At 68.7% G+C, this 15426-nt stretch carries 13 protein-coding genes; 7 read left to right on the forward strand and 6 right to left on the reverse strand.

The annotated features are described in order from the left end of the window. Positions 1-34: 34 nt before the first annotated feature. Positions 35-1093 carry a CDP-glycerol glycerophosphotransferase family protein gene (locus C1933_RS17500; RefSeq protein WP_108754277.1) on the reverse strand — a complete coding sequence of 353 codons (1059 nt, stop codon included), beginning with the start codon at positions 1091-1093 and terminating at the stop codon, positions 35-37. On the opposite strand from C1933_RS17500, the gene C1933_RS17505 reads away from it, so the two are divergent. Beyond that, positions 1092-1898: a glycosyltransferase family 2 protein gene (locus C1933_RS17505; protein WP_108754278.1), complete on the forward strand. Its 807-nt coding sequence runs from the start codon at positions 1092-1094 to the stop codon at positions 1896-1898. The genes C1933_RS17500 and C1933_RS17505 overlap by 2 nt on opposite strands. Positions 1899-1919: 21 nt before the next feature. On the opposite strand, the gene C1933_RS17510 is transcribed toward C1933_RS17505, so the two are convergent. From C1933_RS17510 to def, 5 genes are all read right to left on the reverse strand, one after another. Next, positions 1920-3095, reverse strand: coding sequence for an O-antigen ligase family protein (locus C1933_RS17510; RefSeq protein WP_234414745.1), 1176 nt, complete (start codon positions 3093-3095; stop codon positions 1920-1922). A 232-nt stretch (positions 3096-3327) separates the two neighbouring features. Further along, positions 3328-5040 carry a glycosyltransferase family 39 protein gene (locus C1933_RS17515; protein ID WP_108754280.1) on the reverse strand — a complete coding sequence of 571 codons (1713 nt, stop codon included), beginning with the start codon at positions 5038-5040 and terminating at the stop codon, positions 3328-3330. Positions 5041-5062: 22 nt separating this feature from the next. Then, entirely contained in the window at positions 5063-6394 is a 1332-nt protein-coding gene (gene rsmB, locus C1933_RS17520) for a 16S rRNA (cytosine(967)-C(5))-methyltransferase RsmB (protein WP_108750321.1), read from the reverse strand. A gap of 3 nt (positions 6395-6397) precedes the next feature. Further along, entirely contained in the window at positions 6398-7321 is a 924-nt protein-coding gene (gene fmt / locus C1933_RS17525) for a methionyl-tRNA formyltransferase (protein WP_108754281.1), read from the reverse strand. A 121-nt stretch (positions 7322-7442) separates the two neighbouring features. Beyond that, positions 7443-7955: a peptide deformylase gene (def, locus tag C1933_RS17530; RefSeq protein ID WP_108754282.1), complete on the reverse strand. Its 513-nt coding sequence runs from the start codon at positions 7953-7955 to the stop codon at positions 7443-7445. Positions 7956-8084: 129 nt separating this feature from the next. On the opposite strand from def, the gene C1933_RS17535 reads away from it, so the two are divergent. The 6 genes from C1933_RS17535 to C1933_RS17560 all read left to right on the forward strand — a co-directional run bounded on the left by C1933_RS17535 (position 8085) and on the right by C1933_RS17560 (position 15385). Next, on the forward strand, positions 8085-9212 hold the full coding sequence (locus C1933_RS17535) for a LysM peptidoglycan-binding domain-containing protein (protein WP_108754283.1): 1128 nt from the start codon (positions 8085-8087) through the stop codon (positions 9210-9212). Positions 9213-9301: 89 nt separating this feature from the next. Beyond that, positions 9302-10423 (forward strand): DNA-processing protein DprA, encoded by a 1122-nt coding sequence (gene dprA / locus C1933_RS17540; RefSeq protein ID WP_234414562.1) that lies wholly within the window; start codon positions 9302-9304, stop codon positions 10421-10423. 43 nt (positions 10424-10466) lie between these two features. Beyond that, positions 10467-10940, forward strand: coding sequence for a DUF494 family protein (locus tag C1933_RS17545; protein WP_108750316.1), 474 nt, complete (start codon positions 10467-10469; stop codon positions 10938-10940). A 40-nt stretch (positions 10941-10980) separates the two neighbouring features. Continuing rightward, positions 10981-11733, forward strand: a complete 753-nt coding sequence (locus tag C1933_RS17550) for a pilin (RefSeq protein ID WP_108754285.1) — start codon at positions 10981-10983, stop codon at positions 11731-11733. Positions 11734-11780: 47 nt separating this feature from the next. Then, the gene (locus C1933_RS17555) at positions 11781-12710 is read left to right on the forward strand and encodes an RDD family protein (RefSeq protein WP_108750314.1); all 930 of its coding nucleotides are present in this window, start codon (positions 11781-11783) and stop codon (positions 12708-12710) included. Positions 12711-12925: 215 nt separating this feature from the next. Beyond that, on the forward strand, positions 12926-15385 hold the full coding sequence (locus C1933_RS17560) for a DNA topoisomerase I (protein ID WP_108754286.1): 2460 nt from the start codon (positions 12926-12928) through the stop codon (positions 15383-15385). The last annotated feature ends 41 nt before the right edge of the window (positions 15386-15426 follow it).

Consider the following 15426-nt stretch of genomic DNA (forward strand, 5'->3'; position numbering starts at 1 on the left):
CGGGGTGCCGACAGGTGCCGCCGACCGCCCCCTGTCAGCGCTGCGCCGGGCCCCAGTAGCCCAGGTCCTTGCGGATCTGCAGATCGCGCAGCCAGGTGCCGAGCGGCTTGCGCCGCAGCGCGCCCATCTCGCCGGCCAGGAAATCCTCGGTGGCGGCGATCACCCGCTCGCTGGAACGGCCATCGCGGTACGGGTGGATCGCATCGGCATAGCGCACGATTTCCGCCGTCAGCGCCGCATCGGGATGCAGCGCGCGCTGCAGCATGGCCGGCAGCTGCTCGGGCGCATCGAAGTCGATCATGTGCGGCTTCGGCACCCGGTTGCGGAAGGTCACCACCGGCTTGTGCTGCACGATGAACTCCGAAACGATCGACGAGGTGTCCGACACCAGCACGTCGGCGGCACGCTGCGCGGCCATCACCTGCTCGGGCTCGATGAAGCGCGCATTGGCACCGGCCAGCGCACGGTACTGCTCGAACAGTTCCGGCGGGCACTTGGGGTGCAGGGTCAGCAGCCAGTAGCGATCCCCGGCGGCGATGTCGGCCGCGATCTGCGCATGCAGGTGCGGGGCCGCACTCAGGCGCTCGGTGAAGGTGGAACCAAACAGCACCACCGGGCGTCCGTCCGCCGGCGCCCGCAGCGCCGCGCTTTCACCGCCATCGTCGCGGAACAGCGGGTCCAGCTTCGGCCAGCCGGTCTCGGCCACCGCGAAATGCCCCTGCTGTTCGGCAATCTGCCGGAACGGTGCGGTGGTGGCCGGGCCCTGGGTGCAGTACAGATCGAACATGCCGCGCACCCGGAAGTGGCCGCGCGCACTGTCGCGCTTTTCCACGTTGAAGCCATGGAACAGCTGTACCTTGGCCCCGGACAGGAAGGTCGGCACCCAGTTGGCCGCGCTGAACACCGCGCGCGGGCGCAGCGCCAGGGCCTGCTTCAGGCCGACCGTGGGCACCCCGGGAAGCTGGCTGCCAGCGGCGCCCCCCTCGAACCAGGCACTGACCTGCTGGCCCGAGGCGTGCAACGCCTGCGCCAACGGGGCGAGAATAGGCAGCGCATAGCGCTCCGTCGCAAACAACAGGTACCCGGCCATCATGTCCTCCACGACCGCTCCCATCGAACGGCCTCGCATCTCGGCGTGCATTATCGCGTTCAACGAGGCCGGCCGCATCGGCGACTGCCTGGCCTCGCTGGCCTTCTGCGATGAGATCGTGGTGGTGGACTCGTATTCGACCGATACCACCGTGGCCATCGCCGAGGCCGCCGGCGCCCGCGTGCTGCAGCGGCCGTTCGACGGCTTCCGCAGCCAGAAGGCCTTCTGCGTGGCGCAGGCGCAGCACGACTGGGTGCTGTGCCTGGACGCCGACGAGCGCATCAGCCCGGAACTGCGCACGGCCATCGAAGCGGCCCGCGAGGGCGGCTTCAGTGGCCACGCGGGCTACCGCTTCGCGCGGCTTTCCGAGTATTTCGGGAAGTTCCTGCGCCACGGCAATGCCTACCCGGACCGGGTGCTGCGCCTGTTCGATCGCCGCCACGGTGGCTGGCGCGGCAAGCGCGAGATCCATGAGGCGGCCAGCGTCGATGGTGCCGTCGGCACCCTGCGTGGCGACCTGATCCATTACCCGTACCGGTCCCTGCAGCAGCAGTTGGCCAAGACCGAAAAGTACGCGCGGATGATGGCCGAGCACGAGTTCGCGCGCGGCAAGCGGGCCACCCTGGGCAAGCTGGTGCTGGCGCCGGCCTGGCGGTTCTGGCGGGGCTTCGTGTTCCGCGGCGGCTTCCGCGATGGCTGGCATGGCCTGGTCTACGCCTACGTGCGCGCCAACTATGTGCGGCAGAAGACCATCATGCTGTGGATGCTGGGCAACGGCCAGGCCGTGGCCGACCCGCCGACCGATTGACCCGCCGGGCGTGGCCCGGCGCTACCGTCCGATGGCCGCCCGGTGCCGCGCGCCTTCCACCATGGAAAGGCCGGCCAGCAGGCCGACGATGGTCACGTAGAAGCTGGCCGTCATCTGGTGGGCGAACATCGACTGGGTCAGCCCGCACAGCACGTAGGCGACTACGATCATGATGCCGGCCGCCGCCGGCCCGCGGAACGTGGCGCGGCCACTGCGCCGGTGCAGGCGCACGAACACCCACAGCGGCATGCCGTACACCGCCAGCAGCAGCAACAGGCCCGGCAGCCCCTGGGTCGCGGTCCACTCGGCCAGGTCGTTATGGGCATGGCCCAGGTGGCAGCGCAGTTCGCCCGGATCGGTGCGGCAGACCGGCAGGCGCTGCATGGCGGTATCGAACTGGCCGATGCCTACCCCGGTGAACGGGTGGTCCTTGAAGGTTTCCCAGGCCACCTGCAGCCGTTCCACGCGGGCGCCGGCCGACGAATCGGCATCGCCCTGCTCCAGCCGCTGCACGTCGCTGTGCAGTTCGGTCAGGCGCAACTGATGGCGCAGTTCGGGTACCGACAGCATCAGCGTGGCGCCCAGCGCCAGCATCACCCCCAGCACCGACAAGCGCGCCACACCGGTACGCCAGCGCAGGCTCAGTGCCAGCACCACCAGCAGCGCCAGCAGCGCGGCAAACACCCCGCGGCTCCCGGTCAGCACGATGGTGCCGCAGCCGGCCGCCATGCCCACGATCACCAGCGACCAGCGCCGTGAGGGGCGGCAGAACACCAGCAGCACCATCAGCATGGCCACGATATCGGCCAGCACGATGGCATTGGTGGACAGCTCGGCGCGGGGCGCGCCCTGCAGCACCTGCACCAGGGCCAGCACGAAGGTGCCCAGCAATCCGGCCAGGGCGCCGCGCCACAGCCAGCGCATGTCCGGCCGCAGTGCACACACCCACAGCACCAGCCAGGGAATGACCAGGAAGCGCGAACGGTTGTCGACATCGCGCAGGCCCTGCTGGAACAACAGGATCGAGAACACGCCCAGCGCCACCACCGCCAGCATCAGCGCAGTCATCACCTTCAGCGTGGTCGGTTCGATGCGCCGGGCCCGCCACAGCAGTTCCGGCGCCAGCAGGGTGCTGACCAGCAGCAGCACGCCATAGCCCAGCAGGTTGCTGGGCAGGGTGAGCACCAGCGCCGGCATGCAGAACAGACCGACCTGGGCCAGCCAATGGGCCACGCCATGGCGCCCCCCGGAGGGAGCCGCCAGCACGGTGCCGGCCCGCGCATCCTTGTTGTCTGGTGAAGCTGCCACGTTCAGAGCGATCACTGCGTTCCTGCGGAATTTCCAGAGGCGTGGCCAGGCCACCCCCGCCCTCATCTTTTACTGTGTTTGCAGCCTGCTGGGCAGTCTGGACAAAGCAGACTGCGAACGCCTACTCATCGTCCTGCATCTGCCGTTCACGTTCGCGCTCGGCGGCATTGGACACACAGCGCCCCTGCACGGCCGATGCCGGCACCAACCACCAACGCCGACGGTTGGCGATACCGGCCAATTCAGCCTGGTTGCGGTCGATGCAGGGCAGCAGGGCGTCTTCCAGCACCAGCAGCCAGCGTCGTTCCGGCGCCAGCTGCTGCCAGCGCACGCCGGCCACCAGCTGTTCATCCCAGTGCACCTTGAAGCCGAACGTCGCTGCCGGGCGGTCGGCCATCAGCAGGTTCTGTTCCTTCCACGCCACCAGGCCCAGCTCGGCCTTCGGGCCGATGCGCTGGCCGGCGGCCTGCATCAGGCCCCGCGCCGAACTGGAGTCGTTCAACAGCGGGTAGCCGACCAGGCTGTACAGCACCCAGATCACGGTGAGCGTGGAGACCAGCGCCATGTGCCAGCGGCGGCGGCCGAACAGCAGCAGGCTCGCCACGGCCCAGCCGCCCATGGCCAGTGCGGCCCAGGCCAACTGGTCCATCACCCCCGGCGCCATGCCGCGCGCCTGCTGCAGGCGCACTTCGAAACCGGGCTCGCCCATCAGCGCGGCCAGGCCGCCGCCCAAGGTGGCCACGGCCAGCAGCAGGGTGAAAGCGCCCAGCAGCCACTGCACGTCGCGCCGGCGCAGCAGCCCGGGCAGCAGCGGCGCCAGCGCCAGGCAGAACATCGGCAGCGACGGCAGGATGTAGACATCGCGCTTGCCGTTGGGGATGGAGAAGAACAGCACGATCAGCGCCCACCAGCCCAGCAGCAGCAGGTACCGCGCATCGCGCCGCTGCAGGCGCCGGCGCCACGCCGGAATGGCCCACGGCACCAGCAGGAACGCCGGGATCCACATCGATGGCATGGTGCCCAGGAAGTACCACCAGGGCTGGTGGTGGTCCCAGGACTGCGCGTAACGCTTGGCCGTCTGCCGGAACAGAATGTCGTTCATGTACGCCTGGTACTCGCCCGACTTCGTGGCCAGCGCGGTCAGCACCATCGGCAGCAGCCACAACGCCACCGCAAGCAGGAACGCCAGCGGCGCCAGCCAGAACCGCACATCGCGCACATGCAGGCGCACCCGCGGCCAGTGCAGCGCCGAGGCGATGGCCGCCGGCACGATCATCAGCAGGGCGATCACCCCCACGCCCTTGGTGATCACCCCGATGCCGGCGAAGAACCAGCCCAGCCACCACCAGCGCCAGGCCGGGCCCAGCAGCAGGTGGCGCAGCAGGCCGTAGTTGGCCAGGGTGATGAACAGCACCACCAGCGGATCGATCTGCGCCTTCTTCGACTGGAAGGTGAACTGCAGCGCGAACAGCAGCGCCCAGCCGGCGTACAGGCCCACGCGCCGCGTCCACAGCCGGCGGCCCAGGTCGACCACGCACCACAGCGTGCCCAGCGCGGCGATCAGCGAGGGCAGCAGGAACGCCACCCGCCAGTTGCCGATCACGCTGTACAGGGTGGCCTGCCACCACATCAGCATGGGCGGCTTGTCCGAATACAGCTCCAGGCCCCGGTGCGGGAACAGCCAGTCGCCGCTTTCCACCATCTGCTTGGCCACCAGGGCAAAGCGCGGTTCGTCCGAAGGCCACGGGTCGCGCAGGCCCAGGCCGGCGCCCAGCACCAGCAGGGCCATCACTACGAACAGCCACGTCTCGCGTGATGCGCGGGTTTTCAGCATGGGAACTCGGCGGTTGAAAAGGTCAGGCTGTTTTTAGCAGACGCGCGTAGAAAAATCCGTCAGCATCATCGCTGCCGGGCAGTCGCTGGCGGGCGATGCCCTCACAATCCAGCCCGAAAGCGTCACCCAGCGGCGCGGCCTGCGCGTCCGGATGCCACTTCAGGAAGGCCCGCACCTGGTCCACGTTCTCGGCCCGCAGGATCGAGCAGGTGGCGTACAGCAGCACGCCGCCGGGGCGCAGCATCGACCAGCAGGCTTCCAGCAGACGGGCCTGCACCCCCACCAGCGCCTCGATGTCCTCGGCCCGGCGGTGGAACATCACGTCCGGCTGGCGGCGGATCACACCGGTGGCCGAGCACGGGGCATCCAACAGGATGGCGTCGAACAGCGTGCCATCCCACCAGGCGGCGGTATCGCTGGCGTCGGCCACCTGGGTCTGCGCGCCCTCGCCTACCCCGGTGCGGGCGTAGGTATCGCGCGCGCGCGCCAGGCGCCGGGCATCGATGTCCAGCGCCAGCAGGCGCAGGCTGGGGTCGCGTTCCAGCAGGTGGGCGGACTTGCCACCCGGCGCCGCGCAGGCGTCGAGCACCCGTGCCCCCGGCGGCGGCGCCAGTGCGTCGGCGGCGCATTGCGCCGACAGGTCCTGCACCGACAGCGCACCGTCGGCAAACCCCGGCAGCTGGTTCACCGGCACCGGCGCGGCCAGGCGCAGGGCATCACTGCACAGGGCGCTGGGTTCGGCGGCAATGCCGGCCTCGGCCAGCGCGGCCAGTGCCTTGTCACGCCCGCCCTGCTGGCGGTTGGCGCGCAGCCACAGCGGCGCCGGCTGCAGGCTGGCATCGAAGATGGCGCCGGCCTGTTCCGGCCAGTCGCGCTCGATGGCCTGGGCCAGCCAGTCCGGGAACGCATCGCGGGCCGGCTGCTGCGGGAAGCCCTCGCGCTGGGCACGGCGCAGGATGGCGTTGACCAGCCCGGCCTGGCGCTCGCGGCCCAGTGCGCGCGCGGCGTCCACCGTGGCCGACAGTGCGGCATGGGCCGGCAGTTCCAGCACGTCCAGCTGGGCAAAGCCCACCATCAGCAGCGTGCGCAGGTCGGCATCGCGTGCCGACAGCGGCTTCTGCATCCAGCCCTGCAGCGCGGCATCGTAGGTGCTGCGACGGCGCAGCACGGCAAAGCACAGGGCTTCCAGCAGGGCGCGGTCGCGGGTGTCGGCCAGCTTGGGCAGCGCCCAGGCCAGCTCGGCCTTCAGCGAACGGCCGCGGGTGAACACCTGGGCCAGCACCCGCGCCGCCAGCATGCGGGTGGCCGCGCCCGGGGCGGCCTTGGCCACCGAAAAATCGTTCTGCTTGCCCACCCGTTACACCCCTGCGCGCAGATCGCGGCGCGCGTTGAGGTAATCGGCGGCGGTGATCGCCTTGCCGCCCTCGCGCTGCAGTACGCGCAGGCGCAGCGCGCCCTGGCCGCAGGCGATGTCGATACCTTCACGGCCTGCCGCCAGCACGGTGCCGGGGGCCTGGCCATGGGCCAGGTCCAGCGCCACCGCGCCGTGGATGCGCACGCGCTCACCGGCCAGCGTGGCCTCGGCAATCGGCCACGGGTTGAAGGCCCGCACGGTACGCGCCAGCACGTCGGCCGGCTGCGCCCAGTCCAGCTTGGCCTCGGCCTTGTCCAGCTTGTGCGCGTAGGTCACGCCCTGTTCCGGCTGCGGCCGCGCCACCGGCTTGATGCCGGCACGCAGCAGGCCCAGACCGTCGGACAGCACCTGTGCGCCCAGTTCGGCCAGCTTGTCGTGCAGCTGGCCGCCGGTATCGGTGGCGGTGATCGGCAGTTCCTGGTGCAGCAGCACCGGGCCGGTATCCAGGCCGGCTTCCATCTGCATCAGGCACACGCCGGTGCTGGCATCGCCGGCCTGGATCGCGCGCTGGATCGGCGCGGCGCCGCGCCAGCGCGGCAGCAGCGAGGCATGCACGTTCCAGCAGCCGTGCGTCGGAATGGTCAGCACCGCCTTGGGCAGGATCAGGCCATAGGCCACCACCACCATCAGGTCCGGCTGCAGATCGCGCAGCTGCTGCTGGGCCGCCTCATCCTTCAGGGTTTCCGGCTGGTACACCGGAATGCCACGGGCCACCGCTTCCAGCTTCACCGGCGACGGTGCCAGGCCGCGGCCGCGGCCGGCCGGGCGGTCCGGCTGGGTGTAGACCGCCACGACTTCATGGTGGCGGGCAGCGGCGCGCAGCGACGACACTGCGAATTCCGGCGTACCGGCAAAGACAATCCTCATGGCGACCCCACTTGCAGGATGATTTCATGCAGAAAAAAGAACGGCGCCCATATCCGGCGCCGTGCGGCCCGCGCGCAGTGCGCAGGCGCGGGCCGGCGCAGCGGCCGGCCCGGCGTGGCGATCACGCCACGTGCTTGCGCTGCTTGGCCAGCTTCTTGCGCACCATCTCGCGCTTCAGCGGCGACAGATAGTCGATGAACAGCTTGCCGTCCAGGTGGTCCATCTCGTGCTGCACGCAGACCGCCAGCAGGCCGTCGGTGGTCAGCTCCTGCGGCTGGCCCTGGCGGTCCAGGAACTTCACGGTGATGGAGTCGGCACGGGTGACGTCGGCGAAGATGCCCGGCACCGACAGGCAGCCTTCCTGGTACACCTGGCCCCCGTCCTTGGCGACGATTTCCGGGTTGATGAACACCCGCGGTTCGTTCTTCTCTTCGCTCACGTCGATGACCATGAAGCGCTTGTGCACGTCCACCTGGCTGGCGGCCAGGCCGATGCCGGGGGCTTCGTACATGGTCTGGAACATGTTGTCGATCAGTTCCTGGAAGGCCGGCGTGGTGACCTCGGTGGCCTCGATCAAGGCCGCCTTGGTGCGCAGGCGAGGGTCGGGGAACTCAAGAATGGGGAGCAGAGCCATGGCAGTTTCCGGGTTGGGGGCCGGGGCAACGCCGGCATACGTCGCAGATTCTATCTGCAACGCTTGCCTTGCGCCCCGGTTTCTGGACTATAGTGCGCCAACCTGTTGGGGAATCAGGGCTTCGCACCTATGTTGCTTCGTTTTCGTACGGTCGTCGCCGCGGCGATGCTGACCGTGGCTGCCTATGCTACCGCCGTTGAAGTGAATGGCGGGCACCCGGACACCTATGTGGTCCGCAAAGGGGACACGCTGTGGGACATTGCAGGCAAATTCCTGCAGAAGCCCTGGCTCTGGCCCGAGATCTGGCAAGCCAATCCGCAGATCGCCAACCCGCACCTGATCTATCCGGGTGACGTGCTCAGCCTGGCCTACCTGGACCGCGTGACGGCCAAGCCCGGCCCGCGCCAGGAAGCGCCCGTGACCGGCGTACCGCTGGCCCAGGTCGAGCCGTTCCTGAAGCAGCTCAGCGTGGTGGACAGCATTGAGGGCCTGCCCTACGTGGTCGGCCTGGAAGACAACCGCCTGCGTGCCACCGGCGGCCAGACCGCCTATGTCCGCCTGGCCGACGCCCAGCCGGGCCAGCGCTGGGCCGTGGTCCGCCCGACCGTGCGCTACGCCCAGCCCAAGCCCACCGAGGACCTGACCGCCAACGGCGACGTGACCCCGGGCAGCGGCAACCTGTGGAAGGCCTTCAACGCGCCCAACCACCGCCGCGGCGTGCTGGGTTACGAACTGGCCCAGGTTGGCCTGGGCACCATCACCCAGGTGGCCGGCGAGAAGACCGAAGCCTCCACCCTGGTGCTGGACAGCAACGCCAACGGCCGCGAAGTGCGAGCCGGCGACCGCCTGGTACCGGTGGAAGCGCAGCCGTACGACCTGCAGTTCTTCCCGCACGTGCCGGCGGCCAGCGTGGAAGGCGTGGACGTGCGCGTGCTGGCGGTCACCGACATGTTCGATGCCGGCGGCCCGCGCGATGTCATCGCCATTTCCGCCGGCAAGGCACAGGGCGTGGACAACGGCACGGTGTTCTCGCTGTGGCGCCAGGGCAGCCATGTGGCCCACCGCATGAAGTACCCGAACTCCTCGCGCATGGACGATTCGCGCAGCACCGGCGCTGGCCGGGTCACCCTGCCGGACGAGTACGCCGCCCATGCCATGGTGTTCCGCACCTTCGACAACGTCAGCTATGCGCTGGTGATGCAGGGCGTGAAGCCGGTGAAGGTCGGCTACAGCGCACTGCACCCGGACGCGAAGTAAGGACGTGCCGGGCACGCCCGGCATCCCCTGACACGCACATGCGACGGCGCCCTAGGGCGCCGTTGCTGTATGTGGCCGATAGTCGGCCGATGGATGAAACCCTCGCGTTGTTGACCCTGGTGCTGGCCGAAGGGCCGCTGGCACCGCGCCGCGCGTTGCTGCGCAGCGCCGGAACGGCCCGTGCCGCACTGGCGCTGGGCGTTGCCGGCTGGCGCGCCCATGGCTGCACGCCCGCCCAGTGCGCCTCGCTGCAGGGCCCGGATGCGCGTTCGCTGGCCACCGCCCAGCACTGGCTGCAGGCGCCCGACCACCAACTGCTAGCCTGCACCGACCCGGCCCTGCCGCCGTTGCTGCAGGATCTGCCGAACCCGCCACTGGCGCTGTTCGTGGCCGGTGACCCCAGCCTGGCCTGGCGGCCTTCGGTGGCGGTGGTCGGCAGCCGCTCGCCCACGCCCGGCGGGCGCGCACTGGCCGCGCGGTTCGCCCGCTGTTTCGCCGAAGCCGGGCTGGCCGTCAGCAGCGGCCTGGCGGCGGGCATCGACGCGGCCGCCCACACCGCGGCGCTGGACGCCGGCGGCTGCACCGTGGCGGTGATCGCCACCGGGCCGGACCTGGCCTATCCGCCCGGCAACGCCCGGCTGCAGGCCCGCATTGCCGCCGAAGGCGTGGTCCTGAGCGAATACCCACCCGGCATGTCGGCCCGGCCCGGGCAGTTCCCGGCGCGCAACCGGCTGGTGGCTGGGCTGGCCCTGGCCACGGTGGTGGTCGAGGCGGCGCAACGCTCCGGGGCGCTGATCACCGCGCGGCTGGCGGCCGAGGCCGGGCGGGAGGTCTGCGCGGTGCCCGGTTCGGTGCTGAACCCGCGCGCGACCGGCTGCCACCGGCTGATCCGCGACGGCGCCGCCCTGGTCGAGCGCCCCGAGGAGGTGCTGGAGCTGCTGGCCCCGGCCCTGCGCCAGCAGCTGCCGGACTTGCAAAGCCGGCTGGCGGCCCCCACTGAACAGGCAGTCTCGACAGCCTTGCCGGCGCACTGGGCCGGTGACCGCAACTACCAGACCTTGTGGCGCGCGCTGGACCACGACCCAATCAGTATGGATTCATTGATCACGCGCTGTGGATTGACGGCGCCGGAGGTGTCCTCCATGCTGCTGGCCATGGAACTGGCGGGAATCGTGGTGTGCGTACACGGCCGCTACTGTCGAACTCCCTAGTTTCTTCACCTCCACAGCGTCGCCCGACGCAGGCCGAGGGGCAATGAAAGAGAGCATCCTGGACGTACTGCTGTACCTGTTTGAACACTATTTCAGCGAAGATGCTGACCTGATCCGTGATCGCGACTCGCTGCAGAATGGCCTGATACAGGCCGGTTTCAGCCCTACCGAGATCAACAAGGCGTTCGACTGGCTCGACGCGTTGGCCGCCCAGCGGCCCAGCGTGGCGCAGGCCCGGGTCGATGGCCCCGTGCGCATCTACCACGGCCCCGAGCTGGACAAACTGGACGTGGAATGTCGCGGTTTCCTGCTTTATCTGGAACAGCACGGCATTCTCGATGCCGACCAGCGCGAGCTGGTGCTGGACCGTGCCATGGCCCTGGACCAGGACGAACTGGACCTGGATGACCTGAAATGGGTGGTGCTGATGGTGCTGTTCAACCAGCCCGGCGCCGAGGCGGCCTACGCCTGGATGGAAACCCAGATGTTCGTGGACGAGCCAGAACCGCTGCACTGACCGTACACTTGGGGGCCGTGCGCATTCAGGAGCGTCCCCCGTGAGTGAGTGGTTCCATGCAGAAGGCAATCGCCAGCAAGGCCCGTTGCCTGCGGAACAGTTGATCGCGCTGTTCCGCAGCAACCAGATCAACCTGGACACCCTGGTGTGGCGCGACGGCTTGCCGCAATGGCAGCCGATGCGCAGCGTGGTCGATGAGCTGGGCCTGATCGTGCCGGCGATGGATGCACCGGCATCGATCGAACCGCCGCCGCCGGCACCGCCAGCACCGCCCGAAGTCCCGCTGCCGCCTACCCTGCCACCGGCCACGCCCTACGCAGCCGCCCCGGCCATGGCCGCACCGCCGCCGAAGAAGGGTCTTTCCGGCTGCGCCATCACCGCCATCATCGGCGGCGGCCTGCTGCTGATCCTGGTGCCGATCTGCGCCATCCTGGCCGCGATCGCACTGCCGGCCTACAACGACTACACGATCAAGGCCAAGGTGGCCGGTGCGATCACCGCACTGCAGCCGCTGAAGGACCAGGTACAGCACTTCGCCGATGACGAGGGCCGCTGCCCCGGCGCCAATGATGCCGGCTTCCCGGGCGCAGGCGATTTCGCCGCGCAGGGCCTGTCGGCCGTGCATATCGGCCGCTTCAACAATGGCCACTGCGGCATTGAAGCCACGTTGTCGGTGCCGGGCAAGACCATCGACGGCGATCTGCTGTGGCAGGAATACGACCGCGACAGCGGCCGTTGGGAATGCAGCGGCGAAAGCGACGACAAGTACCTGCCCGTCGCCTGCCGCGGCTGAACGGCACAGGCCTCCACAACCAAGGACGACCCAACAGGGGACATGCAATGACCGAGTGGTACTACGCAGAAGGACAGCAGCGGCAGGGGCCGCTGCCGGTAGCCGAGATCCGCCAGCGCTTCCAGCGCGGCCAGCTGACCCTGGACACCCTGGTCTGGCGCGAGGGCATGGGCCAATGGGCCGCCCTGCGCCAGGTGGTGGATGAGCTGGGCCTGCAGACCCTGGCCGATGCCAGTACGGCCACCGCCAGTGGCGGTTTCGACCTGCGTAGCGACTACGCGGCCATCGACAACGGCACCGCGCCGCTGCCCGGCACCGGCGTGCTCAGCAGCTCGCCCTATGCCGCCCCCGGCGCGGGCGGTGGCGACTACAGCCAGCCGGTACAGGGCGGCGAAATCGTCTATGCCGGCTTCTGGAAGCGCTTTGCCGCCTACCTGATCGACTACTTCGTGCTGCTGATCCCCAGCTGGATTGTCGGCGCGATCCTGGGCGTGGGCATCGGCGCCGGCATGGGCGCGGCCGGCAGCGGCGGCACGGCGGCCGAAGTGACCGCGCAGCTGGTCAGCGGCCTGGCCGGCCTGGTCATTTCCCTGGCCTACTACGGCTGGTTCCACGCTTCGCGCGGCGGCGCCACCCTGGGCAAGATGGCCATCGGCATCAAGGTGGTACGCGGCAACGGCGAACGCCTGACCCTGGGCCGCAGTATCGGCCGCTACTTCGCCACCATCCTCAGCAGCCTGACCCTGATGATCGGCTACCTGATGGCCGCCTTCACCGACCGCAAGCAGGCCCTGCACGACCTGATCTGCGACACCGTGGTGGTGGACCGCTGGGCCTTCAGCGACCAGCCGCACCTGCAGCGCCACGAGCTGGGCACGGTGACCGTGGTGGTGCTGGTGATCGGCGGCCTGCTGATGCTGGCCGGCTTTGCGGTGATGATCTTCGCCATTGGCATGATCGCCAAGATGGCTGGCTGACCGGCCCTGCCCGGGCGGCCTGCAGGCAACGGTCATCACGCCGTGCTGCTTGACACCGGCGGCCCGGACATGATTCCTCTAATAAGGAAACCTGAACGCCCGGCACACTACCGGGCGTTCAGTTTATGGAATTTCCCGTGGCCGCTTCACTAATGCGGCCGTTTGCTCCACCCTAGCGGCCCCTTCCCCCGGTCCGCCCACAGACCTATCCCGACATGCCCAAGCACCTGCTCATCGTCGAATCGCCGGCCAAGGCCAAGACGATCAACAAATACCTCGGCAAGGATTACACCGTCCTGGCCTCGTATGGGCATGTGCGCGACCTGATTCCGAAGGAAGGCGCGGTCGACCCGGACAACGGGTTCGCCATGCACTACGACGTGATCGACAAGAACGAAAAGCACGTCGATGCCATCGCCAAGGCTGCCAAGGGCGCCGATGACATCCTGCTGGCGACCGACCCGGATCGCGAAGGTGAGGCGATCAGCTGGCATATTGCCGAGATCCTGAAGGAACGCGGGCTGGTCAAGGACAAGCCGATGCAGCGCGTGGTGTTCACCGAGATCACGCCGCGCGCCATCAAGGAAGCGATCAACCAGCCGCGCGCCATCGCCAGTGACCTGGTGGATGCGCAGCAGGCGCGCCGCGCGCTGGATTACCTGGTCGGTTTCAACCTGTCGCCGGTGCTGTGGCGCAAGGTGCAGCGCGGCCTGTCCGCCGGCCGCGTGCAGAGCCCGGCGCTGCGCATGATCGTCGAGCGCGAAGAAGAAATCGAAGCGTTCATCGCCCGCGAATACTGGTCCATCGGCGCCGAGTGCGCGCACCCGTCGCAGCACTTCAACGCCAAGCTGATCAAGCTGGACGGGCAGAAGTTTGAACAGTTCACCGTGACCGACGGCGACACCGCCGAGGCCGCGCGCCTGCGCATCCAGCAGGCCGCGCAGGGTGCGCTGCACGTGACCGACGTGGCCAGCAAGGAGCGCAAGCGCCGCCCGGCCCCGCCGTTCACCACCTCCACCCTGCAGCAGGAAGCCTCGCGCAAGCTCGGCTTCACCACCCGCAAGACCATGCAGGTGGCGCAGAAGCTGTATGAAGGCGTGGCCATTGGCGACGAAGGCACCGTCGGCCTGATTTCCTACATGCGTACCGACTCGGTGAACCTGTCGCAGGATGCGCTGGCCGAGATCCGCGACGTGATCGCCCGGGATTACGGCATCGCCTCGCTGCCCGACCAGCCCAACACCTACCAGACCAAGTCGAAGAACGCCCAGGAAGCGCACGAAGCGGTGCGCCCGACCTCGGCCCTGCGCACGCCGGCCCAGGTGTCGCGTTTCCTGACCGACGACGAGCGCAAGCTGTACGAGCTGATCTGGAAGCGTGCGGTGGCCTGCCAGATGATTCCGGCCACGCTCAACACCGTCAGCGTGGACCTGTCCGCCGGCAGCGAGCACGTGTTCCGCGCCAGCGGCACCACCGTGGTGGTGCCCGGCTTCCTGGCCGTGTACGAGGAAGGCAAGGACAACAAGAGCGCCGAGGACGAGGACGAAGGCCGCAAGCTGCCGGCGATGAAGCCCGGCGACCGTATCCCGCTGGAACGCATCCTGGCCGAACAGCATTTCACCCAGCCGCCGCCGCGCTACACCGAAGCGGCGCTGGTGAAGGCGCTGGAAGAGTACGGCATCGGCCGTCCCTCGACCTACGCCTCGATCATCCAGACCCTGCTGTTCCGCAAGTACGTGGAAATGGAAGGCCGCAGCTTCCGCCCGTCCGACGTCGGCCGTGCGGTGTCAAAGTTCCTGTCCAGCCACTTCACCCAGTACGTGGACTACGACTTCACCGCCAAGCTTGAGGACGAGCTCGACGCCGTCTCGCGCGGCGAGGAAGAATGGATTCCGCTGATGGCCCGCTTCTGGGAGCCCTTCAAGGAACTGGTGGAAGACAAGAAGGAATCGGTCGACCGCGCCGAGGCCAGTGGCGCGCGCGAGCTCGGCACCGACCCCAAGACCGGCAAGCCGGTGAGCGTGCGCCTGGGCCGTTTCGGGCCGTATGCGGCCATCGGCAGCACCGCCGAGGACGCCGAGGAGAAGCCCAAGTTCGCCTCGCTGCGCCCCGGCCAGTCGATGCACACCATTTCCCTGGAAGACGCGCTGGAACTGTTCCTGATGCCGCGCGCGCTGGGTGAGGACAAGGGCGAACCGGTCAGCGTCGGCATCGGCCGCTTCGGGCCGTTCGCCAAGCGCGGCAGCACCTATGCCTCGCTGAAGAAGGAAGACGACCCGTACACCATCGACCTGGCCCGCGCCGTGTTCCTGGTGGAAGAAAAGGAAGAGATCGCGCGCAACCGGATCATCAAGGAATTCGAGGGCAGCGACATCCAGGTGCTGAACGGCCGCTTCGGCCCGTATATCAGCGACGGCAAGATGAACGGCAAGATCCCCAAGGATCGCGAGCCGGCATCGCTGACCCTGGCCGAAGTACAGCAGCTGATGGAAGAAACCGGCAAGCCGGTGCGCAAGGGCTTCGGCGCCAAGAAGGCGGCGGCCAAGAAAGCCCCGGCCAAGAAGGCGGCGGTGAAGAAGCAAGCCGCACCGAAGAAGGCCGCTGCGAAGAAGGCCCCGGCCAAGAAGGCGGCCAAGAAGGCCACCAAGAAAGCAGTGAAAAAAGCCGCAAAGTAGATCCACGCCATGCGTGGATGATGTGCAGAGGGGTGGCAGGT

This window comes from Stenotrophomonas sp. ZAC14D2_NAIMI4_6 (assembly GCF_003086875.1).
In the GTDB taxonomy this organism is placed as follows: domain Bacteria; phylum Pseudomonadota; class Gammaproteobacteria; order Xanthomonadales; family Xanthomonadaceae; genus Stenotrophomonas.